General features: G+C 69.9%; 20 protein-coding genes. 11 read left to right on the top strand and 9 right to left on the bottom strand.

Annotation, left to right across the window (positions count from 1 at the left end):
• Positions 1 to 174 precede the first annotated feature (174 nt).
• Both AC5Y6X_RS21740 and AC5Y6X_RS21735 read left to right on the top strand, forming a co-directional pair.
• Positions 175 to 483 (top strand): STAS domain-containing protein, encoded by a 309-nt coding sequence (locus tag AC5Y6X_RS21740; RefSeq protein WP_499989087.1) that lies wholly within the window; start codon positions 175 to 177, stop codon positions 481 to 483.
• 67 nt (positions 484 to 550) lie between these two features.
• On the top strand, positions 551 to 985 hold the full coding sequence (locus tag AC5Y6X_RS21735) for an SRPBCC family protein (protein ID WP_499989085.1): 435 nt from the start codon (positions 551 to 553) through the stop codon (positions 983 to 985).
• Here AC5Y6X_RS21735 and AC5Y6X_RS21730 read toward each other — a convergent pair.
• Complete coding sequence (locus AC5Y6X_RS21730; protein ID WP_499989084.1) at positions 982 to 2,334, bottom strand: flavin monoamine oxidase family protein; 1,353 nt, start codon at positions 2,332 to 2,334, stop codon at positions 982 to 984. The two genes, AC5Y6X_RS21735 and AC5Y6X_RS21730, sit on opposite strands and share 4 nt — an antisense overlap.
• Before the next feature lie 188 nt (positions 2,335 to 2,522).
• Here AC5Y6X_RS21730 and AC5Y6X_RS21725 point away from each other — a divergent pair, with 188 nt between their 5' ends.
• Positions 2,523 to 3,494, top strand: coding sequence for an alpha/beta fold hydrolase (locus AC5Y6X_RS21725; protein ID WP_499989083.1), 972 nt, complete (start codon positions 2,523 to 2,525; stop codon positions 3,492 to 3,494).
• Between the two features lie 9 nt (positions 3,495 to 3,503).
• On the opposite strand, the gene AC5Y6X_RS21720 is transcribed toward AC5Y6X_RS21725, so the two are convergent.
• The gene (locus AC5Y6X_RS21720; protein WP_499989082.1) at positions 3,504 to 4,853 is read right to left on the bottom strand and encodes a flavin monoamine oxidase family protein; all 1,350 of its coding nucleotides are present in this window, start codon (positions 4,851 to 4,853) and stop codon (positions 3,504 to 3,506) included.
• Positions 4,854 to 4,945: 92 nt separating this feature from the next.
• Between AC5Y6X_RS21720 and AC5Y6X_RS21715 the strand changes: the two genes are divergently transcribed.
• Positions 4,946 to 5,929: a TIGR03617 family F420-dependent LLM class oxidoreductase gene (locus tag AC5Y6X_RS21715; protein ID WP_499989080.1), complete on the top strand. Its 984-nt coding sequence runs from the start codon at positions 4,946 to 4,948 to the stop codon at positions 5,927 to 5,929.
• Here AC5Y6X_RS21715 and AC5Y6X_RS21710 read toward each other — a convergent pair whose 3' ends face one another.
• Positions 5,930 to 7,045 (bottom strand): Rv3169 family protein, encoded by a 1,116-nt coding sequence (locus AC5Y6X_RS21710; protein ID WP_499989078.1) that lies wholly within the window; start codon positions 7,043 to 7,045, stop codon positions 5,930 to 5,932.
• Positions 7,045 to 8,181: a phosphotransferase family protein gene (locus AC5Y6X_RS21705; RefSeq protein WP_499989077.1), complete on the bottom strand. Its 1,137-nt coding sequence runs from the start codon at positions 8,179 to 8,181 to the stop codon at positions 7,045 to 7,047. Before AC5Y6X_RS21705 ends, AC5Y6X_RS21710 begins: the two co-directional genes overlap by 1 nt.
• A 57-nt stretch (positions 8,182 to 8,238) precedes the next feature.
• On the opposite strand from AC5Y6X_RS21705, the gene AC5Y6X_RS21700 reads away from it, so the two are divergent.
• Positions 8,239 to 8,841 carry a TetR/AcrR family transcriptional regulator gene (locus AC5Y6X_RS21700; protein ID WP_499989076.1) on the top strand — a complete coding sequence of 201 codons (603 nt, stop codon included), beginning with the start codon at positions 8,239 to 8,241 and terminating at the stop codon, positions 8,839 to 8,841.
• Positions 8,838 to 9,713 (top strand): SDR family NAD(P)-dependent oxidoreductase, encoded by an 876-nt coding sequence (locus tag AC5Y6X_RS21695; protein ID WP_499989074.1) that lies wholly within the window; start codon positions 8,838 to 8,840, stop codon positions 9,711 to 9,713. Before AC5Y6X_RS21700 ends, AC5Y6X_RS21695 begins: the two co-directional genes overlap by 4 nt.
• Here AC5Y6X_RS21695 and AC5Y6X_RS21690 read toward each other — a convergent pair.
• Positions 9,700 to 10,317, bottom strand: coding sequence for a class I SAM-dependent methyltransferase (locus tag AC5Y6X_RS21690; RefSeq protein ID WP_499989073.1), 618 nt, complete (start codon positions 10,315 to 10,317; stop codon positions 9,700 to 9,702). The genes AC5Y6X_RS21695 and AC5Y6X_RS21690 overlap by 14 nt on opposite strands.
• A gap of 43 nt (positions 10,318 to 10,360) precedes the next feature.
• Positions 10,361 to 11,746 carry a 13E12 repeat family protein gene (locus tag AC5Y6X_RS21685; RefSeq protein ID WP_499989072.1) on the bottom strand — a complete coding sequence of 462 codons (1,386 nt, stop codon included), beginning with the start codon at positions 11,744 to 11,746 and terminating at the stop codon, positions 10,361 to 10,363.
• 197 nt (positions 11,747 to 11,943) lie between these two features.
• Here AC5Y6X_RS21685 and AC5Y6X_RS21680 point away from each other — a divergent pair, with 197 nt between their 5' ends.
• From AC5Y6X_RS21680 to AC5Y6X_RS21660, 5 genes are read left to right on the top strand one after another with little or no spacing between them, the layout of a single operon-like run.
• The gene (locus tag AC5Y6X_RS21680; protein ID WP_499989070.1) at positions 11,944 to 12,891 is read left to right on the top strand and encodes a DUF4129 domain-containing protein; all 948 of its coding nucleotides are present in this window, start codon (positions 11,944 to 11,946) and stop codon (positions 12,889 to 12,891) included.
• The gene (locus AC5Y6X_RS21675) at positions 12,888 to 13,370 is read left to right on the top strand and encodes a hypothetical protein (protein WP_499989069.1); all 483 of its coding nucleotides are present in this window, start codon (positions 12,888 to 12,890) and stop codon (positions 13,368 to 13,370) included. The genes AC5Y6X_RS21680 and AC5Y6X_RS21675 overlap by 4 nt, the downstream gene beginning before the upstream one ends.
• Positions 13,367 to 14,338, top strand: coding sequence for an AAA family ATPase (locus AC5Y6X_RS21670; RefSeq protein WP_499989067.1), 972 nt, complete (start codon positions 13,367 to 13,369; stop codon positions 14,336 to 14,338). The genes AC5Y6X_RS21675 and AC5Y6X_RS21670 overlap by 4 nt, the downstream gene beginning before the upstream one ends.
• A gap of 18 nt (positions 14,339 to 14,356) precedes the next feature.
• Positions 14,357 to 15,622 carry a DUF58 domain-containing protein gene (locus AC5Y6X_RS21665; protein ID WP_499989065.1) on the top strand — a complete coding sequence of 422 codons (1,266 nt, stop codon included), beginning with the start codon at positions 14,357 to 14,359 and terminating at the stop codon, positions 15,620 to 15,622.
• Positions 15,623 to 15,660: 38 nt separating this feature from the next.
• The gene (locus AC5Y6X_RS21660; RefSeq protein WP_499989405.1) at positions 15,661 to 16,059 is read left to right on the top strand and encodes a hypothetical protein; all 399 of its coding nucleotides are present in this window, start codon (positions 15,661 to 15,663) and stop codon (positions 16,057 to 16,059) included.
• Here the strand turns inward: AC5Y6X_RS21660 and nuoN are convergent, their stop codons facing one another.
• The 3 genes from nuoN to nuoL are packed head-to-tail and all read right to left on the bottom strand — an operon-like array spanning position 16,060 to position 21,136.
• Positions 16,060 to 17,670: an NADH-quinone oxidoreductase subunit NuoN gene (gene nuoN / locus AC5Y6X_RS21655; protein WP_499989064.1), complete on the bottom strand. Its 1,611-nt coding sequence runs from the start codon at positions 17,668 to 17,670 to the stop codon at positions 16,060 to 16,062.
• Complete coding sequence (locus tag AC5Y6X_RS21650; RefSeq protein WP_499989404.1) at positions 17,667 to 19,238, bottom strand: NADH-quinone oxidoreductase subunit M; 1,572 nt, start codon at positions 19,236 to 19,238, stop codon at positions 17,667 to 17,669. Before AC5Y6X_RS21650 ends, nuoN begins: the two co-directional genes overlap by 4 nt.
• An 11-nt stretch (positions 19,239 to 19,249) precedes the next feature.
• Positions 19,250 to 21,136 carry an NADH-quinone oxidoreductase subunit L gene (gene nuoL / locus AC5Y6X_RS21645; protein WP_499989063.1) on the bottom strand — a complete coding sequence of 629 codons (1,887 nt, stop codon included), beginning with the start codon at positions 21,134 to 21,136 and terminating at the stop codon, positions 19,250 to 19,252.
• Positions 21,137 to 21,139: the final 3 nt, after the last annotated feature.

The following is a 21,139-nucleotide window of genomic DNA, read 5'->3' as shown; positions in this document are numbered from 1 at the left end:
CGATGGCGTGCGCGGCCCCGGTTGGGCCGCTCGCCGTGCCCGCCCGGCGTACGCTGTACCTCACGTTGAGTTGATGGGGCGCGGCCCATGGCAGCCTTACCAGCGCGCTTGCGCTGTCCGATCGATTGCGCCGGTGCGCAACTGTGCATTCACGCGCGCAGCCTGGCCACCGTCGTGCGCATCGAAGGTGAAATCGACGCTGCCAACGCCGCCCTGGTGGCCCGGGCGATCCGGCGCATCTCGCGGCAGCAGGCCCCGCTGATCCTCGACCTGTGTCACCTGGACTTCCTCGATGTGACGGGTCTTCGGGCACTGATCGCCGTCAACCGCGAGAACCAGGAAGCCGAGCGGCTCTGCGAGGTGGTCGGCGGCCCGACGCTGCGCCGGCTCACTCGGGTGGTGGCCGACCACGGACTGCCGATCGTCGATTCGATTCCGGAGGCTTTGCAGCTCGTCGAGGACGCGGTCGGCGCCCGCCCCTAAACCGCCGGAAATCCCCTGGGGCACAGGCGAGTTGGCTCCTCGGCGAGCGCCCGGCTACCATGTGTTGATGGTCGAGATTCACTTGGAACGGACGATCGCGGCGCCCGTGGACCGGGTCTTCGATTGGCTGGCCGATCCGGTCAACCTGACCGCCGCCCCCCTGGCGCTGCGGGCCGGTTGGGCGAAGGACTCGCCTCCGCCCGGCGCGGGCGCGGTGCGCGAGGTGGTCGGCGCCGGCACGTGGTTTCGCGAGGAGATCACCGCCTACGATCGGCCGCACAGCTACTCCTACCTCATCGTCCGGTCGTTCCCCCCGTTCAACCACGAGGGCGGGACGCTGACGTTCACCGCCGCCGACGGCGGCACCCACGTCGACTGGCTGAGCCACTACACCCATCCGGCCCGGGCCGGGGGCAGGGTGCTGGAGGCGATCAGCTATCGGGTGCTGCGTTCCAGCTTCCTCGCGGTCCTCGACGGCTGCGCGAGGGCGCTGGAGCGCTAACCGCCCAGCCGGCGCATCAATTGGGCCGCGGCGTGACGGCCGCTGAGCACGGCGCCGGTCACGGTGGCCGGATTGCTGACGCCGACGGCCTCACCCGCCAGGTACAGCCGGTCGCCGACCGGCTCCTGCAGCCGCCGCCGGTCCTCGAGGCCGGAGCCGGGCGCGTGGAACGAGTAGGCGCCACGGGCGTAGGGGTCGGCGGCCCAGGCCGACGTCGCGACCTCGACCGGCGCGGCGTCGTCGCCGAACAGTTGTCGCGCGACGGGCAGCGCGCTGACCATCACGTCCCTCGGCGAGGACGACTCCACCCAGCGGCCGCGGTCACCGGCGTTGAACGCCAACGCAATCGGGCCCGCGGCGCGCGGCAGGGTGAACCACTGCGACCACGCGCCGGCGTCGGTCCCGAGGAACAGGTAGAAGGCGTTCTCCGCGTCCCAGCTGCGCCGGGCGAAGCGGAAATAGCTCTTGGACAGCACGCCGAATCCGAGCGCGTTCACCGCGCGGGTGTGTCCGTCGGGAAGCGGCGGGTCGAACGCGATGGCACCGGATTTCAGCACGCCGAGCGAAACGGTGACGATCGCCGCGGGCCCCTCGAAGGAGCGGTCCTTCGTCCGCACGACGACGGAGCCGTCCCGTCGCGCGATCGCGGTCACCGGGGCGTTCAGCACGATCTGGAGCCCGTCGGCCAGCAACCGCGGCAGCGCATCGTAGCCGCTGGTGATCACGTCCTGGTCGCCGCCGGCGTACTCGCCCATGTCAAATGTCTTGGCGGACAGTTGATCCGCGCCCGCGGCGTACTCGTCCTCGATCTCGCTGGCGATGTAGAAGTTCAGCTGGGCGCGGTCGGAATCCGAAAGGCCGGCGGCCGCGGCGTCGACGGCGGCGCGCAGACTCCCGCCGTCGGCGCGGTCGCGGGCCCGTTCGACGAACTCGCTCCAGCGCCCCGGGCGATAGTCCAGGGGCGGCAGTCGCGGGTCGACCGCGAGCTTCGCCCACCCGTGATAGTCGGTCGGGACAAGCTGTGCCCGCGCCCGTTGCGCCAGATCCATCAGCGGGTTGTCGGTGGTGCCGTGGATCCAGGACGCGCCCATCTCGAGCGGGGTGCCCCAATCGCGGTTGGTGGCCACCCTGCCGCCGATGCGGGCGCGGGCCTCGATCACGCGCACCGGCCACCCCGCGTCGGCGAGGCTGCGCGCGGCGGCCAGGCCGGCCATCCCCGCGCCGACGACGAGGACCGATTTGGTGTCCGCCGGCGCCGACGATGGTGGTCCCGTGTCCGGCGCGCAGGCGGCCGCCAGCCCCGCGCCGACCACGCCCGTCGTGGCCGCGAAAAACTCCCGACGCGACATCGGGGCCACGATGGCCAGCGTCTCACACCCCGTCGGGCGGGGCCCGCTTTGGCGCCGCGATTGTTGGACGGCCGTCCGGAAATTAGCGGCGTGTATTGGGCCGATTCGGCCCGCTTCGTCGTTGACCGCGGGTAAACTCGCCACATCCAGCGTGCGGCGACGGTGCCGTGTTCGAGGGGGGTGCAGCGATGAGCGCTCGGCGATCGACCCGCATGGCCCAGCGGCTGCCCGACGCACTGCCCCCGAGCCGCACGCTGACCGTCCGCGCGGCCGACGGCACCCCGCTGCACGCGGAGGTGTTCGGGCCGCCCGACGGCTATCCCATCGTTTTGACGCACGGCATCACCTGCGCCATTCGCGCGTGGTCGTACCAGATCGCGGACCTGTCCACCGACTATCGGGTGATCGCGTTCGACCATCGCGGTCACGGCCGAAGCGGCGTCCCGCGGCGTGGCGGCTATAGCCTCAAACACCTTGCGTCCGACCTGGATTCGGTGCTGGAGGCGACGTTGGCGCCGCACGAACGGGCGGTGTTGGCCGGGCACTCGATGGGCGGCATCACCATCGCCGCGTGGTCGGCGCGCTACCGGCACAAGGTCCATCGGCGCGCCGACGCGGTCGCGCTGATCAACACCACCACCGGCGACCTGGTGCGCGAGGTGAAGCTGCTGTCGGTGCCGAGCGAGTTGCGCCGGTTCTCCGAGGCCCGGGTCCTGGCCGCGCGGGGACTGATCGGCGCGTTCGGCGGGTTTCCGCTGCCGAAGGTGACCCGGATGCCCAGCCGCTACATCATCGCGATGCTGGCGGTCGGCAGGGACGCCGACCCGAGCGCCGCGCGGCTGATCCACGAGCTGTTCGCCCAGACGGCGCCGGCCGGGCGCGGCGGCTGCGCGAAGATGCTCGTCGACGCGCTGGGGTCGCGGTACCTCGATCTGGACGGTTTGACCGTGCCCACCCTGGTCATCGGCAGCGAACGCGATCGGCTGACGCCGATCGGCCAGTCCCGCAGGATCGCTCGCACGGCGCCCAACGTCGTCGGCCTCGTCGAACTGCCCGGCGGCCACTGCTCGATGCTGGAACATCCCCAAGAGGTCAACGGCCGGCTGCGGGCACTTGCCGAATCGGCGGCCGACGTCGGGATCCGGCGGATCAGCTCCTAGCAGTTCAGCTCACAGCAACCGGGCGGCGATCTCGGCGGCCGCCCGCTGGCCGGACCGCACCGCGCCGTCGAGAAACCCGGTCCACTCGTCCGCGGTCTCGGTGCCGGCCCAGTGAATCGGCCCGACCGGCTCGCGCAACCACGGCCCGTATCGCGTCCACGACCCCGGCGGCACCGCGGCCGTCGGGCCTCCCGGAGCGAAATCCTCTGTGCCCCAACGGTGGTCGACATAGTCGAGGGGCTTGAGCGCGTCGTCACCAAACAGCTGGGCGAAGCAGCGCAACGCGTCGCGGCGGCGCTGGTCGGTGGGCAGCGAGTCGAACGCGCGGGCGTCGACGAAACCCATCAGGATGCCCGGCCCGTCGGCGTCCGGGCTGACGTCGAAGGTGATGAACACCGGGCCCTCGTCGGACAGCGCCTGACCCGAGAACCCGTCGTTGCGCCAGAACGGCGTGGAGTAGGCCGCGTAGGCCTTGCTGAGCCGGCCCTGGGGCCAATGCTTGGCGAGTTCGGTGTACTCGGCCGGCAGCGGGGGAGCGAATTCGATGGAAGCGCGATGGGCCGGGGGGATGGCGACGATGACGAACCCGGCCTCGGTCTGGCCGCGATCGGAGAAGACGGTCACGCCCCCACCGTGCCGATCGATCCGCCACACCGGCGCGTTGAGCACCACCCGGGTGCCCAGTTCGGCGGCCGCCGCCTCGGCGATCTGCTGGGTGCCGCCGGGGAAACGATCCTGCTGGGCGCCGTTTTCGACGTCGAGCAGCCGGTCCAGGCCGCCGGCCGCGTGCGTGTAGCGCGCCGCGTGCAGCATCGACACGTCGTCGGGCTCGCACCCCCAGGTCACCCGGGACACGATGGCCAGCAGGTCGCGGGACGAGGCGGTGGCGCGCACCGAGCGCAACCAGTCGCCGAGCGACAGGCCGTCGAGTTCGCGGGCGCGGCGCGCGTCCCAGGGGGCCGCCAGCGGGATGCTGCGGGCGATTCGGTCGAATTGCCAACGCAACCGGCCGATGTCGACCAGCCCGGTCAGCGAAAGCTTGGGGATGGTGCCGCGGTAGGACTTTGCCCAGCCGCGCCAGTGGATGACGTTCTTGCCGTCGTGGTGGGTCGGGGTGGTCGCGACGTCGAGCTCGGACGCCAGCGCCAGGACCGCGTCCTGGGTCGGGCCGACGAACGTGCCGCCCAGGTCTGCGGGCAGTCCGGCGACGCTCCCGGTGAACGAGCGCCCGCCGACGCGGTCGCGGCCCTCGAAGACCACCACGTCATGGCCCTGTCGCGTGAGCTCGCGGGCCGCGGTCAACCCGGCAAAGCCAGCGCCCACCACGACGACGTCGACAATCCGCGGCGGGTCTGTCACGTCCCCTAGTCAACCGCATTTCACCGACTCGTAGGGTAAATTCCGTTGCCCGGCCTCCCCGGGCGGTCGTCAGCAGTGCTCAGGCAGGTGTTTTGAAAGTCTTCACCGCGCTCTACGGACTCACCGACGCGGCCGAGCGCGCGCGGGCCCTGCGGGACGCCGGAGCCAGCGGTGTCGCCACCTTCGAGGGACCGCACGACGTGTTCGCCCCGCTGACGCTGGCCGCGGCGGTGGGCGGACTGGACCTGATGACGAACGTGGCGATCGCGTTTCCGCGGAACCCGATCCACCTGGCGCATCAGGCCAACGATCACCAGCTGCTCAGCGGCGGCCGATTCATCCTCGGTCTCGGCACGCAGGTGCGCCCGCAGATCGAGAAGCGGTTCGGGGCGCAGTTCGACCATCCGGTGGTCCGCATGACGGAGATGATCGCCGCCCTGCGCGCGATTTTCGACGCGTGGAATTCCGGTGCCCGCCTGGACTTTCGGGGCGAGTACTACCGGCACACGCTGATGACGCCGACGTTCGATCCCGGCCCGAACCCGTACGGTCCGCCGCCCATCTACGTCGGCGCCCTCGGGCCGAAGCTGACCCGGGCCACCGCCGAGCACGCCGACGGCCTGCTGGTGATGCCGTTCGGGTCCAAGCGTTTTCTGCACGACAGCACGATGCCCGCGGTGCGCGACGGGCTGCGGGCCGGTGGCCGGCGGCCCGACGAGTTCGCCGTCATTCCCGAAATCATCGTGTCGGCGAGCGAGGAGGACGGGCACGCGAGCACGCGAAAGCTGTTGGCGTTCTACGGGTCCACGCCGGCGTATCGGCCGGTGTTGGCCGCCCACGGCTGGCAGGACCTGCAGCCCGAGCTCAACGCGATGTCCAAACAGGGCCGCTGGCAGGAGATGGCCAGCCTGATCGACGACGAGATCCTGCACACGCTGGCCGGCTGCGGTACCCCCGCGCAGATCGCCGCGCACATCCGGGACCGGGTCGACGGCGTCGGCGACACCGTGTTCCTGTATCAGCCCACGCCCATCGGACTGGAGACCCTGGCCGCGATCGTCGACGAGCTGAATTAGCTACGGCGCCACCGTCAACCAGTCTTTGAACCCGGACGGGTCGTGGCGGCCCAGCGCGCCGTGCTCGTACAGGCCCCAGCCCTCTACCGGATCTGCATCGCCGTCGCGGCACACCGCGCGGCCCACATGGTCGATCACGCCGAAACCGGATCGCGCGACGATCGCCGGGTCGGTCATGTCGTAGGTCAGGCGCTCGACGAACTTCTCGCCCTTCCACATGCCGTGCAGCCAGTCCGAGTCGCCGCCGTAGCCACCGCCGACGTGGATGGGAACCGGCAGCTTGGACTCCACGTCGAAGCGGACCGGGGTGCCGTCGGGGGCGGTCGCGTCGATCGTGGCGCCGGTCGGGATGCGGGTGCCGGAGCGGTAGTGGATCTTGACGCGCGGCCAGCCCAGTTGCTCGACGCGGCCGTCGCGCCAGATCCGGGTGCAGTCGTTGAGCGAGCGGAACCCGTTGGGCTCCTCCTGGATGATCAGCACGATCGCGAACTCATCGAACGCCATCGGCACATACAGCCACCACATGCCCTCGAACGGCGGGTCGGCGGGCCGGCCCGCCGGCTCGGGCTCACCGATCGGCCGGATGCCCCAGGACCGGTCGCGGCTGCCCAGCCAGGTCGCGGGGTCGACGGCGATCTCCTCGCCGTCGATGGCGATGCGGCCGCTCCAGCTGCCGAGCTGGGCGAACCGCTGCGCGTCCAGCGTCACCCGGTTGCCGGACCGCAGGATGTGCGGCTGCTCCTGCACCACGTCGAACAGGCCTTCCCAGGTGAGATCGGCTGCGATGCCTTCGGTTTCGTCGAGGACCAGCCGGAGTTTGCGCAGCGGATCGATCACCTCGATCCGATAGCCGTTGACGTTCTGGTTCAGCCGGTCCTGATCGATGGCGTCGGACAGGTGCACCGCGGTCTGCGTGTCCCCGCGCCGCACCAGCAGGAACGCGTCCTTGACCCCGAGGTTGGGGTAGTAGCCGATGCCGCTGATCACGAAGATGTCCCCGGTGCGGTCGTGGGCGTTGAAGTAGGAGCGGTCGTAGAAGTTGCGGTCCGAGGAGCCCGGCCACGCGATCGGCTGGGGGATTTGATGGACCGGGAACTCGTCGAGCGGGCCAAGCATCAGCGTTCCTCTCCGATGAGACGCCTCATCAATCCGGCGTGGTAGAACAGCGATTCGACGTCGTCGGGTTTCTCCACCTCGCCGAAGTGCACCCGCCGCGCACCCGTGCGCATGAAGACGCAAGCCCACATCACACCCGAGTAGACGTAGAACCAGTGCAGGTCGCCCACCTCGACGCCGGTGAGCCGTCGGTAGGTGGCGCGGACGTCGTCCTCACGCATCACCTCGGGCAGGCCCGGCAGCGTCGCCAAACCGGCGAGCTCTTGAAACACCATGTGCGCGAAGATCATCCACGCGACATCGAGCTCACGCGGCCCCAGTGTCACCATCTCCCAGTCCAGCACCGCCACCGGGGCGAAGTCGCGGTACAGCACGTTGCCCACCCGGGCGTCGCCCCACAGCAGCACGGGCTCTTGCGCGGCCACCTCGTGCGGCCAATTGTCTTCCAGCCAGCCGAAGGTCCGCTCCAGCAGTGGCGAGGGGCCGATGTCGGGCACCGCGAAGTCGTACCAGGAGCGCACCCAGTTGAAGTGCCGGCGCAGCGCGGTGTCGCCGGTCTGCCCCTGCGTGAGGAAGCCAAACGTGTTCGCCGCGTTGGGAATCGAGTGCAGCTTCGCCAGCACCGCCACGGTGGCATCCTGCAGTTGACGCTGGCGCTCGGCGGGTGCGTCGGCGAACCAGTTGCCGCCGAAGGTGTAGGGCATGACATCGGGGGGAACCACGCCGTCGACGTAGTCCATGAGGAAGAAGGGCGTCCCCAGCACCTCGCCGGTGTTCTCCAGCCAGCGCACCCGGGGGACGGGCACGTCGGTGAGCTCGCCGACCTTGCGGATGACCTCGAATTGGTGGTCCAGGCGATAGGTCGGGAAGACCTGGACGTCCTCGGCGCTGGGCGCGACCCGGGCCACGAGTTTCTGCTCGACCGGTTGCCCGTCATGCCGCCAGCGGGCGGTCAGGATGATGGTTTCCGACGACATGCCCGTCGAGTCCACGCCGCTTTCCACGATGACCTCGGGCTTGGCGCCGCCGGGCAGGACCGTGGACAGCCATTGCGACATGACGGCGGGCAGGGTGGTGACGTCGCGGCTGGAGCGCTGAAGTCGGTCGACGTTGTCGAGCGCCGGTTCACTTGCCACTGGTGCCTCCATTCTTCGACACGTTCTCGCGGCAATTACGATACGGTAGGTAGCGTTATGAAAGCAGACCCGTCCTACCTTGACAAGGCCCCGGGCGCCGGGCGGCCCCGGGATCCGCGCATCGACGCGGCCATCCTAGCGGCGACCGCGGAACTGCTTGTGGAGATCGGCTATTCGAACCTCAGCCTGGCCGCGGTGGCCGAGCGCGCCGGGACCACGAAATCGGCGCTGTACCGGCGGTGGTCGAGCAAGGCCGAATTGGTGCACGAGGCGGCGTTCCCGACGGCGCCCACCGCGCTGGAGGCCCCGGCCGGCGACATCGCGGCCGACGTCCGGATGATGATCGAGGCCACCCGCGACGTGTTCACCACCCCGGTGGTGCGGGCCGCATTGCCCGGGCTGTTGGCGGACATGACGGCCGATCCCGCCCTGAACGCCCGGGTGATGTCGCGCTTCGCCGACGTGTTCCTGGCGGTGCGGGTGCGGCTGCGCGAGGCCATCGACCGCGGTGAGGCCCATCCCGAGGTGGATCCGGACCGGTTGATCGAGTTGATCGGGGGAGCGACGATGCTTCGGATGCTGCTGCGCCCGGACGAAAAGCTGGACGATGCGTGGGTGGATCAAACCACCGCGATCGTGGTGCACGGGGTGACGGGATGACCGGGCGGCTCGCGGGCCGGACCGCGATCGTCACCGGCGGCAGCCGCGGCCTGGGCCGGGCGATCGCGCTGGCGCTGGCGGCCGACGGCGCGGCGGTGGCCGTCGCGGGGCGCACCGAGCGGGTGTGGGACGACCGGTTGCCGGGAACCATCGGGGAGACGGTCGCCGACATCGAGGCGGCCGGCGGGCGCGCGGTGCCGGTCCGCGCCGACCTGACCGACCGCGAGGACGTCGCGCGCTTGGTGAACGAGGCGCGAGAAGCGTTGGGCCCCATCACCATTCTGGTCAACAACGCCGCCTTCACGGCGCCCGGCCGCCCGCCGGCGCCCGGCGCGCAGCCGCGCCCCAAGCAAGCCAAGCCCGAGTCCGTCTCGGGTGCCAAGCCCGGCTGGCCGGGTTTCGTCAGCACCCCGCTGCACGCGTATCGGCGGCACTTCGACATCGCGGTCTTCGCCGCCTACGAGCTGATGCAACTGGTGTGCCCGGACATGATCGAGGCGGGCGGCGGCTCGATCGTCAACATCACCTCGGTCGCGTCCCGGATGCCCGGCAACGGGCCCTACCCCGACCGCAGCGGCGGGGTCCTGCCCGGGTACGGCGGGTCCAAGGCGGCACTCGAGCATCTCACCCAGTGCGCGGCGTACGACCTGGCCGACCACAACATCGCGGTCAACGCGCTGTCGCCGTCGAAACCGATCCTCACCCCGGGGCTGGCGTACTACGCCCGCGAGTTCGTCGACACCGCCCCCGCGGATGAATTCGCCCGTGCCGCAGTGCAATTGGCACTGGTGGACCCGGGCGTGGTCACCGGTCGCACGATCGGCCATCTCGACGTCCTCGACGGCAGCTTCCGGCCCTTCACGCTCGGTTAGGGCTCGGCTTGGTCGCGGTCACTGCTCTGATGATCGTGGCGTACACCGTGTGCCATTGCAGGGAACGGAACCCCGCGTGCAGGACGAGGTTGCCGGCGCGGGCCTTGGTGCGGGCCTTGCCGCGACGGCTGGTAGCCAAGGTCGGCAGCAGCCACCGCGAGAACTGGTCGACGAGCACCAATCGGCCTCCGGGGCGCAGGACTCGCGCGCATTCCACGAGTCCCGCCTGCTGATCGGTCCAGTGGTCGAACGATGTGGTGCTGACGATGAGGTCGAAAGTGGCGTCGGGGTAGGGAATCTCTTCGGCCACCCCGACGGTGAAGGTCAATCGATCATCGGGAGTGAAAGCACTTGCTGTCGCGATCATTTGAGGCGCGGCATCGATTCCGCAGAGCTGTCTCGCGTCCGGATAACGGCCAGCGAGGGTGCGCAGCAGGTAACCCGTGCCGCACCCCACGTCCAGCACGTGTCTGGGAGAGGAGGCGGTCGCAACGGCGAGAGCGGCGGTTCGATCCGAAATCTCATGGTGCAGCCGGCCACGCCAGCCGCGGTCGTATTGGGGCGCTCGATCATCGAACGCCGCCAGGTCACGGTAGGGCGGCACGAATCAAGTCTCGGCAGCTGCGATCGTGGAAGCAACCCGGTGCTCAACCTTCGTGCGGATCCGGTGGGTCGGGGTCGCCGCGGAGAAGTTCCTCGGGGTGGTGGGCGTGGTTGATTTGTGGTGGCCCACTGCCGTCGGTCCACCCGAGGCGCCCGTTCTCGGTGACCTCGGTGTGATATTCGCCGCGGCTGGCCGCGCCGTGGTCGCAGCCGCAGGCGAAAAACAGCTTGTCCGCATCGGTGCGGCCGCCCGCTATCCAGTCGGGGGCGTGGTGCACCTCGCAGCGGTAGCCGGGTTGCAGGCAGTTGGGGCGGGTGCAGCCGCGGTCGCGGGCGTAGCAGATCAGCCTCTGGTCGGCGGTGGCGATGCGTTTTTGGCGACCCAGATACAGCGGCCGGCCGGTGTGGTCGTCGAACACCGCGAGGTAGTGAATGGCCTTGGCGGCCATGCGGATCAGGTCCGGCATCGGCAGCCTGGACCCGCCGCCGGTGCTCGCCGGTGCGGGCGTCGGGATCGACGGGTCGAGCGCGGCGTGGGCGGCGCGGTCGAGTTCGGCCAGGGTGGTGGTGGCGACGACGGTGACCGGGTGACCGCGGTGGGTTCCGAGCTCACCCGAGCCGATGGCGGTCTGCAGGGCGAGTTTGAGCGCGTCGTGGCAGCGTTGGGCGGCGCTGCGCTGATCGCGCTGCTCGGGCCCGGCGGCCTCGGGCTGGTGGCGCCCGGGCCGCACCGCGGCCTCGATCGCTTCGAAGTAGGCGCGGGCCTCGGGGTCCAGCAATCCCGACAGCCGCGACATCCCATCCGGCCCCTGCGGGCCCAGCTGTAGCCCGCGCCGCCGCGCCCGGTCCTCGTCGGTGAACAGCCCGTCGGGATTGAGGTAGTCGGCGATGCGCTGGCCCAGCCTGGTCACGACGCGGGCGTCGAGCTTTCTGGCATGCTCGACGAGCGTGCGCTCGGCCTCGGCCACGTCGGTGGGCGATACACTGCCCGGCAGGACATCGACCGCGCGGCACACGACGCGGATGTGGTCCTCGCCGACCGCGCCGGCCTCCGCCGCGGCCGCCAACTCGGGCAAGTCGGGTGGCAGCGGCGGGCCGGTCAGCGAACGCCGCGGCCGAATCCGGGCGGCCAGTTTGAACCGGCGCGTGATCTCTTGTGGAGTGATGCGCAGCCGCGCCCAAAGCAGGTCGCGCACCGCGGGCACGAATCCGGTCCCGTCGGGCGGGTCGGCGATCTCGCCGAAGAACCGATACATCAGCCCGCGATTGGTGCGATCCTGGGTTTCCAACCGCTCGGCGACCCCGACGCGGAAATCGTTGCCGACGACATCCGAGGGGGTCTCGCGCAGCACCAGCTGGGCAGCGTCGATCGCATCGAGAGCGGCGCGGATCCGCTCACGTGCCTGCTCACCACCGATCGGGAGACCCATGCCCCAAATCTATCGAACGTGTGTACGAACTGCGCAACGTTCGCCCGGCATACGACCGCGCACTGTGGATGAAACAGCGACTGTGGATAACCCAGGCGCGTCGGCGCCGTTTCTGGCGTTGCACGTGCCTGACGTGCAAGTATGAGGAAAGGCCTGTACCGCAACGGCGGCAGGCGAACCGGTCGAGTGGTGTGCCGATGCCCGGTATTGACAAGCCCACGGGGCGCGTTGTCGCGCTGATCGTGCTGCTGATCGTCGTCGCGGCCGCGCTGCGGGGATACCTTCCGGCTCACGAACACGCGGCGCGCTCCGAGGCGGGCGCCAACCGGGCGGCCCTGGTGTTCGTCGCCGCGGCCCTCGGCGTGGCGGTCGCGCTGGTGGGCTTCGCGGTCATCGCCCGATTGCGCGACCCGCGTGCGCTTGCGCCCTACAACCGGGACCTGTCCGAAATGCTCGGCACCGGCAGGGGACGGCCGAATTGGCGGGTGCTGCTGATCGGGCTCGGCGTGATCGTGGCCTGGCTGCTGGTCGCGATGCTGCTGTCCCGGGTGTTCGCCCCGCACCAGGTCACCCCGCCGCCGCAGAACCCGGCCGCCGGCGCGCCGCCCTCGGCGCGCGTCAACCCGCAGCCGCCGCAACAGCCGCACCCGCAAGACGACAACGGGGACATGCTCGGAATCCTGCTCGCCGCCACGGTTCCGTTGTTGTTGATCATCGTCGCGGGGTCGGCAACCATGGCGCTGCGGCGGTGGAAGGCGTCCAAACCTGTCACCGTCGTCGACGACCACGTCGAGCCTGCGCCTCCGCCCAAACCCTCGGAATCGCTTGCGCGGGCGGCCGAACTCGGGCTGGCCGAGATCGGTGACCTCGACCGCGAACCTCGCGAGGCGATCATCGCGTGCTATGCCGCGATGGAACGGGAGCTCGCCCACGTTCCGGGCGCCGCCCCCCAGGAGTTCGACACCCCGACCGAGGTGGTGGGCCGGGCCGTCGAAAACCATGCGCTGCAGGTCGATAACGCGGTGCAGCTGGTGAACCTGTTCGAGGAGGCACGATTCAGTCCGCACGTGATGAACGAGGGGCATCGCGAGACGGCGGTGCGGGTGCTGCGGCTGGTCCTCGCGGATCTGCGGAGCCCGGTATGAAAAAGCTTATCTCCCTGGGTGTTTGCCTCATCGTCGGGATCGAGCTGCTGACGCTGATCGTGCACGATCGCAAGTTCGTGCTGGTGGCATCGGGTGTCGCGCTGGCGCTGGTCCTGCTCAGCGTCCGTCGCGTCCTCGGACACGGGATGGGATCCACCGGCGAGCCGGACCCCGACGATCTGGGGGATTCGTTGCGCCGCTGGCTCGCCACCACCGAGACCACGATCCGCTGGTCGGAGTCCACCCGATCCGACTGGGACCGGCACCTGCGCCCGATGCTTGCGCGGCGATACGAAATGGCAACGGGCCAAAAGCAATCCAAGGACCCCGTGGCGTTTCACTCGACCGGACAAATGCTGTTCGGCGACCAACTGTGGGAATGGGTGAACCCCAACAACGTCGCGCGCGGCGGTGACCACCGGCCCGGTCCCGGCCGTGCGGCGTTCGAAGAGATCCTGCAGAGGTTGGAACAAGTATGACAACGATGCCGGCCGCCACGACCACCGCGCACTGTGAGGCGGTGCTCGACGAAATCGAACGGGTGGTGGTGGGGAAGCGCTCCGCGCTCACCCTGATCCTCACCGCGGTCCTGGCGCGCGGCCACGTGCTCATCGAGGACCTGCCCGGCCTCGGCAAGACGCTGATCGCCCGATCCTTCGCCGCGGCGCTGGGACTGCGATTCACCCGGGTGCAGTTCACCCCGGACCTGCTGCCCGCGGACCTGTTGGGATCGACGATCTACGACATGCAGTCCGGCCGCTTCGAGTTCCGCGCCGGGCCCATCTTCACCAACCTGCTGCTCGCCGACGAGATCAACCGCACTCCGCCCAAGACCCAGGCGGCGCTGCTGGAGGCGATGGCCGAAGGCCAGGTGAGCATCGACGGCGAAACCCATAAGCTGCCAACACCATTCATCGTGCTGGCGACCGACAACCCGATCGAGTACGAGGGCACCTATCCACTGCCGGAGGCGCAGCTGGATCGGTTCGCGATCCGGCTGGAGCTGCGCTACCTCTCCGAGCGCGACGAGACCTCGATGCTGCGCCGGCGCCTCGAACGCGGTTCGGCCGAGCCGACCGTCGACGAGGTGGTGGACGCGCACGACCTGCTGGCGATGCGGGAATCGGTCGAGCAGGTGACGGTGCACGAGGACGTCCTGCATTACGTGGTGTCCCTGGCCAACGCCACCCGGCATCATCCGCAGGTCGCCGTCGGCGCCAGCCCGCGCGCCGAACTCGACCTGGTCCAGCTCGCCCGGGCCCGCGCGCTGCTGCTGGGCCGGGATTATGTGATCCCCGAAGACGTCAAGGCGCTGGCCACCCCGGCGATCGCGCACCGCATCACGCTGCGGCCGGAGATGTGGGTGCGCAAGGTGCAGGGCGCCGACGTCGTCGAGGAACTCCTGCGGCGCCTGCCGGTGCCCCGGACGCGCGGGGGGACGGCATGAGTCCGGTGTGAGCTTGCTGTGACTCAAACCCGCGAAGTCGAGTTCCGCTGGCGCGCATCGCAACTGACGCTGGCCGTCGCGACCTGCGCCCTGGTTGCGCTGGCGGCCGCCGTGATCGGGGCGCGCTGGCAGCTGATCGCGTTCGCGGCGCCGCTGCTCGGCGTGCTGTGCTCGATCAGCTGGCAGCGCCCGGTGCCGACGGTCCGCGTGCACGGCGAGCCCGACGCGCAGCGATGTTTCGAAAACGAGCAGGCGCGGGTGACCGTGTGGCTATCGGAGCAGGCGGACGCCACCGGCGCCCCTGCGGCCGAGCTGACGGTGACGGCCGTCGACGGGATGCAGCTGGACGTTCTGGATAAGGATTCCCGTCGCCAAACCGTGGCGGTGACCGCGGCGCGCTGGGGGCGATATCCGATTCGGGCCCGCGTCGACGTGGTCGCGCGCGGCGGGCTGCTCGCGGGGACGGCCACCGTGGAGGCCGCCAGCGTCCTGGTGTTTCCGCTGACGCCGCCGCAGGCGACGCCGATCCCGCGAACCGAGTTGCTCGACCGGCTGGGCGCGCATCTCACCCGGCACGTCGGGCCGGGCGTCGAATACGCCGACATCCGGGCCTATGTGCCGGGCGATCAGCTGCGGGCGGTGAACTGGGCGGTGAGCGCGCGCCGGCGCCAGTTGCACGTGACCGAGCGGTTGACCGACCGCGCCGCCGACGTGGTGGTGCTGATCGACACGTACCGGCAGCCGGCGGGCCCGGCGACCGCGGCCACCGAGCGGATGGCCCGGGGCGCGGCCCAGGTGGTGCAGACCGCGTTGCGGCACGGCGACCGTGCCGGGATCGTCGCGCTCGGGGGCAACCGCCCGCGCTGGCTCGGCGCCGACATCGGGCAGCGCCAGTTCTATCGGGTGCTCGACACCGTGCTGGGGGCGGGCGCGGGGTTCGAAAACACAACGGGCACACTGGCGCCGCGCGCCGCCGTTCCCGCCGGGGCGATCGTCATCGCGTTCTCCACGCTGCTGGACACCGAATTCGCGCTGGCGCTGATCGACCTGCGCCGGCGCGGCCACGTCGTCCTTGCCGTCGACATCCTCGACAGGTCCCCGTTTCAGGACGAGCAGGACCCCCTGGTGGACCGGATGTGGGCGCTGCAGCGCTCCGCCATGTATCGCGACATGGCCACCCTGGGCGTCGACATCGTTTCCTGGCAGGGGGATCGCAGCCTGGACCAGTCGATGGCCGTGTTGCCGGACCGGCGCCGCCGGGTTCGGGGACGGCTGCGGGGCTAGCAGTGATCCGTGTCGCCGCAACCGTTTTCGGCCTCCTGATGGTGGGCGTGGCCGCGGTCGGCTCCCACGGGCCCGCGGCGGTTGCGTGCGCGGTCTCGGTGATCGCGGTGGGTGTGGGGATGGTCTTCCGGCCGGCCGCCATGGTTGCCGTGCTGTTGGTGGTGGCCGCGATCGCGTTGTCCGATCCGCGGCCCGTGCCCGCCGCGCTGTCCGGCCTGTGCGCCGCCGGCTACCTGGTGTGCCGGCATGCGGCCGGCAGGGTCACCCGGGTCGTGCTGGAGGGCTGGCCGACAGTCGTTGCCGCCGTGGGGTTTACCCTCGCCGGGATCGTCGCGACGGCGTTCCCGCTGCGGTTGCCCTGGTTGCCGCTCGCGGCGCCGGTCGCGGTGTTGGCGATCTACGTGCTGGCCACCCGCCCGTTCCTGGGTTCGGACTGACTAACCGGCGCTTGCGACCAGGTGCAGCAGCGCCGCGGCGTGGTCGGCCAGATCCAGCAGCGGCTGCGGGAAGATCCCCAAAGCCACTGTGACCGCCGCACATACCGCGATCGCGGCCTTGCTCAGGATGCCGGGCGCCACCACGTGCGGTGTGTCGCCGGTGGGCTCGGTGAAGAACATCGACACGATCACCCGCACGTAGAAGTAGGCCGCGATCCCGCTCGCGATCACACCGATGACCACCAGCGGCACGGCACCGCCCTGGGCGGCGGCCTTGAACACCGCCAGCTTGCTGACGAACCCACTCGTCAGGGGAATGCCCGCGAAGGCCAGCAGGAACATCGAAAGCATCACGCCCACAATGGGTGAGCGCTGCCCGAGCCCGGCCCAGTGGGACAGGTTGGCGTCCTCCACACCGTCGGCGTCGCGGACCAGGCCGACGATCGCGAACGCGCCGACCGTGCTGAAGCTGTAGGCGACCAGATAGAAGAGTGTGGAGGAAAGGCCCGCGGGGTTGTCGGCGATCACGCCGGTGAGGATGAAACCGACGTGGGCCACCGACGAATAGGCCAGCATCCGTTTGACGTCGGTCTGGTTCACCGCGGTGATCGTGCCGACGGCCATGGTCAGGATCGAGATGGCCCACAGCACCGGCCGCCACTGATCGTGCAGCGGCGGCAACGCGACGTAGACCACCCGCAGCAGCGCGCCGAACGCCGCGACCTTGGTCGCTGCGGCCATGAACCCGGTGATCGGGGTGGGCGCACCCTGGTAGACGTCGGGAATCCAGGAGTGGAACGGGACCGCGCCGACCTTGAACAGCAACCCGACCGACAGCAGCGCGACACCGACCAGCGCCATCGAGCTATCGCCGTGCGTTGCAAGCGCATTGCGGATGCCGGGCAACGTCAGCGTGCCGGTGGCGCCGTAGAGCAACGCCACGCCGTAGAGGAAGAACGCCGACGAGAATGCGCCCAGCAGAAAGTACTTCATGGACGCTTCCTGGGACAGCAGCCGGCGATGACGGGCCAGCCCGCACATCAGGTACAGCGGCAGCGATAGCACCTCGAGCGCGACGAACATCGTCAGCAGGTCGTTGGACGCGGGGAACACCATCATGCCGCCGACGGAGAGCATCAGCAGCGGGAAGAGCTCAGTCTGCGCGACGCCGGCCCGCTCGGCCTCGCGCTCGGCCTCGCTGTCCGGCACCGCGGACGCCTGCGGGGCAAAGGAATCCAGTCCGGCACCGTGTCCGGCGGCCGCCACCGCCACCTTGCGCTCCGAACTTTGCGCAACGGCGCTGCGCTCGGCGATGAAGATCACCGCCATCATCGCGACCAGCACGATGGTGCCCTGCAGGTACAGCGTCGGCCGGTCGATGGCCATCGCGCCCAGGACCGCGCTGCGACCGGACGGCGCAACGCTGCGGCTGACGACGACGATCGCGATGAACGCCGCGAGCAAACCGCCCAGGCCGAGCGTCACCTGCGCGACGTAGCGAATTCGCCTGGGCACGAACGCTTCCGCCAGCACGCCGGCCACCGCGATGCCGAAAACGATCAGCATCGGGCACAGCAGGAAGTACTCGACGCTGGGGGTGGGGAGGGTCATCGGTGCGGTCCTTCGGCTGTCCGGGGCGCGGTGCCGGGTGGCACGGTCGGCGCGGGATCGTGCTGGCCGATGGTGGTCATGGTGTTCTGCACCGCGGGATTGATGACGTCCAGGACCGGCTTCGGGTAGATCCCGATACCGATCAGCAGCGCGATCAGCGGTGCCACCACGACCATTTCGCGCGCCTTCAGGTCGCCGATGCGGTCGTTGCCCGGGGCCACCGGCCCGGTCATCACGCGCTGGTACAGCCAGAGCATGTAGATGGCCGCGAGGACCAGCGCCGTGACCCCGAACGCCGCGGCCAGCCAGTACCGGTTGAAAGTGCCCAGCAGGACCAGGAATTCGCTGACGAACGGGGCCAGGCCTGGCAGCGACAGGGTGGCCATGGCCGCCACCAGGAACGTGCCGGCCATGATCGGGGCAACCTTCTGCACGCCGCCGTAGTCGGCGATCGCCCGGCTGCCGTGCCGCTTTATCAGGAAGCCCGCGATCAGGAACACCGCCGCGGTGGACAGGCCGTGGTTGAGCATGTACAGCGTCGAGCCGCTCTGGCCCTGGCTGGTCATCACGAAGATGCCCAGGATGATGAACCCGAAGTGCGAGATCGACGTGTAGGCGATCAGGCGCATGATGTCGGCCTGGCCGATCGCCACGATCGCGCCGTAGATCACGCCGATGACGGCCAGGACGACGATCAGCGGGCGGAAGTACGTTGAGGCGCTGGGGAACAGCTGCAGGCAGTAGCGCAGCATGCCGAAGGTGCCGACCTTGTCCATCACCGCCATCATCAGCACCGCGGTCGCCGGGGTGGCCTCGACGGCGGCGTCGGGCAGCCAGCGGTGGAACGGCCACAGCGGGGCCTTGATCGCGAACGCGAACATGAAGCCCAGGAACAGCAGCTTGATCACCGCGGGGTCCGCGGCGTAGCGGCCGGACGCGAAGCCGGCCACGATGTCGCGGAAGTCGAACGAGCCCGAGCCGCCCTGCGCGGTCACCACGTACAGCCCGATCACCGCCGCCAGCATGATCAGGCCGCCGAACAGGTTGTACAGCAAGAACTTCACCGCGGCCCGCGACCGTCCGGACCCCTGACCGAAACCGCCGATCAGGAAGTACATCGGGACCAGCATGGCCTCGAAGAACACGTAGAACAGCAACACGTCCAGCGCGATCACCGAGATCAGCACCATCGACTCGATGGCCAGCGTCAGCGCGACGTAGGCGTGCACGCCGCGGGTGCGCTCGCCGCCGTCGTGCCAGCCGGCCACCAGCAGCAGCGGGATCAGCACCGTGGTCAGCAGCACCAGCACCACGGCGATGCCGTCCACGCCGAGGCTGTAACCGGCGCCGAAGGCCGGTATCCAGCGGTGGCTTTCGACGAATTGGTACGCGGCGCCACCGGGCTTGAAGCCGGCCGCGACGACGGCCGACACCGCCAGCGTGAGGACGCTGACGACCAGGCCGGTCCACCTGGCGAGCCGCCGCAGCCCGGGGGGCATCAGGATGATCAGCACCGAGCCCGCCAGCGGCACCAGCCACAGCACCGTGAGCCACGGAACGTTGTTCAGGACAGGCGAGTTCACCACAGCCGCACCGCCAGGATGAGCGCGGCCACCAGGACGGCACCCGCCAGCATCGACAACGCGTAGTTGCGGGCGAACCCGGTTTGCAGCCCGCGCAGGCGATTCGAGGTCGCGCTGACCAGTGCCGCCAGCGCGTTGACCGAGCCGTCCACGGCCGCGTTGTCGACTTCGACCAGCGCCGAAGTCAGTTGCGCGCCAGGGCGCATGAACACCTCCTCGTTGAAGGCATCGCCGTAGAGGTCGGCGCGTGCGGCGGCGGTGAGCGCCGAGACCCGGGCGGGGGCCACCCGCGGAATGGACACCGTGGCATACATGCGGTAGGCCACCGCGATGCCGACGGCGACGACGCCCAGCGCCAGTGTGGTGCTGAGCCAGGCCGGGACGGCGTGGGTCACCTCTTCGTGGGCCCCGACCACCGGTTGCAGCCAGTGCTGCATGGTGCCGCGCCACGCCAGCAGCCCGCCGGAGAACACCGACCCCACCGCGAGCAGGATCATCGGCCACGTCATCACGGCGGGCGCCTCGTGCGGGTGAGCGCCCGGCGCCCAACGCTTTTCGCCGAAGAACGTCATCAGCATCACGCGCGTCATGTAGAACGCGGTGATGCCCGCGCCGAGCAGCGCGGCCCCGCCCAGCAGATAGCCCCGGGCGCCGCCGGCGCCCAGGGCCGCCTCGATGATGGCGTCCTTGGAGAAGAATCCCGCGAACGGCGGCACGCCGATGATCGCCAGATATCCCAGCCCGAACGTGGCGAACGTGATGGGCAGCGCGGCGCGCAGGCCGCCGTAGCGGCGCATGTCCTGCTCCTCGTGCATCGCATGGATCACCGCGCCGGAGCCCAGGAACAGCCCGGCCTTGAAGAAGCCGTGGGTGAGCAGATGCATGATCGCAAACGCGTAGCCGGCCGGGCCCAGGCCGGCGGCCAGCACCATGTAGCCGATCTGGCTGATCGTCGACGCCGCCAGCGCACGCTTGATGTCGTCCTTGGCGCAGCCGATGATCGCCCCGAACAGCAGCGTCACGGCGCCGACGATCACCACCGCCAGCTGCGCGTCGGGCGCCAGGTTGTACAGCGGGTTGGACCGCACGATCAGGTACACCCCGGCGGTCACCATGGTGGCCGCGTGGATCAGCGCCGACACCGGGGTGGGGCCCTCCATGGCGTCCCCGAGCCAGGCCTGCAGCGGAACCTGCGCGGACTTGGCGCAGGCGCCCAGCAGCAGCAGCAGGCCCATCGCCGTGAGCGCGCCGCGGCCGGCGCCGGGCGCGCCGGCGAACACCCCGGCGTAGGACAGGGTGCCGAAAGTGCTGAACATCAAGAACATTCCCAACGCCAGCCCGGCGTCACCGACCCGGTTCATGACGAACGCCTTCTTGGCCGCCGTGGCGGCCGACGGCTTGTGGTACCAGAACCCGATCAACAGGTAGGACGCCAGGCCGACGCCCTCCCAGCCGACATACAGGACGGCGTAGTTGTCCGCGACGACCAGCAGCAGCATCGAGGCCAGAAACAGGTTGAGATAGCCGAAAAACCGGCGGCGGTCCGGGTCCTCGGCCATGTAGCCGACCGAATAGATGTGGATCAGCGACCCGACCCCGGAGATCAGCAGCACGAAACACATGGACAGCTGGTCGATCTGCAGCCCGAAGTCGAGTGAGAGTCCGCCGACCGGAATCCAGCTGAACACCCGCTGATGGATGACGCGGTCCGCCTCGCCCCGGCCGATCATGTCGGCGAGCAGCGTCGCGCCCACGCCAAACGCCGCGAGCGCGGCGGCGCAGCCCAGCAGGTGCCCCCACCCGTCGGTGCGCCTGCCCCCGAACAGCAGGATCGCGGCGCCCGCAAGCGGTAATGCCACGAGCAGCCAGGTGTATTGAGTCATCTT

The organism is Mycobacterium sp. NGS26 (assembly GCF_059813025.1).
The sequence above is the reverse complement of the archived record's forward strand: the minus strand, read 5'-3'. Positions and strand labels throughout refer to the sequence as shown.

Bases quoted from the DNA above. Each gene is read 5' to 3' on its own strand.
- AC5Y6X_RS21680 (WP_499989070.1), top strand. From the start codon at position 11,944: ATGCCCGGTATTGACAAGCCCACGGGGCGCGTTGTCGCGCTGATCGTG.
- AC5Y6X_RS21675 (WP_499989069.1), top strand. From the start codon at position 12,888: ATGAAAAAGCTTATCTCCCTGGGTGTTTGCCTCATCGTCGGGATCGAG.
- AC5Y6X_RS21695 (WP_499989074.1), top strand. From the start codon at position 8,838: ATGACCGGGCGGCTCGCGGGCCGGACCGCGATCGTCACCGGCGGCAGC.
- nuoN (WP_499989064.1), bottom strand. From the start codon at position 17,670: ATGACCCTCCCCACCCCCAGCGTCGAGTACTTCCTGCTGTGCCCGATG.
- nuoL (WP_499989063.1), bottom strand. From the start codon at position 21,136: ATGACTCAATACACCTGGCTGCTCGTGGCATTACCGCTTGCGGGCGCC.
- AC5Y6X_RS21660 (WP_499989405.1), top strand. From the start codon at position 15,661: ATGGTGGGCGTGGCCGCGGTCGGCTCCCACGGGCCCGCGGCGGTTGCG.
- AC5Y6X_RS21710 (WP_499989078.1), bottom strand. From the start codon at position 7,045: ATGCTTGGCCCGCTCGACGAGTTCCCGGTCCATCAAATCCCCCAGCCG.
- AC5Y6X_RS21725 (WP_499989083.1), top strand. From the start codon at position 2,523: ATGAGCGCTCGGCGATCGACCCGCATGGCCCAGCGGCTGCCCGACGCA.
- AC5Y6X_RS21685 (WP_499989072.1), bottom strand. From the start codon at position 11,746: ATGGGTCTCCCGATCGGTGGTGAGCAGGCACGTGAGCGGATCCGCGCC.
- AC5Y6X_RS21700 (WP_499989076.1), top strand. From the start codon at position 8,239: ATGAAAGCAGACCCGTCCTACCTTGACAAGGCCCCGGGCGCCGGGCGG.
- AC5Y6X_RS21730 (WP_499989084.1), bottom strand. From the start codon at position 2,334: ATGTCGCGTCGGGAGTTTTTCGCGGCCACGACGGGCGTGGTCGGCGCG.
- AC5Y6X_RS21735 (WP_499989085.1), top strand. From the start codon at position 551: ATGGTCGAGATTCACTTGGAACGGACGATCGCGGCGCCCGTGGACCGG.
- AC5Y6X_RS21670 (WP_499989067.1), top strand. From the start codon at position 13,367: ATGACAACGATGCCGGCCGCCACGACCACCGCGCACTGTGAGGCGGTG.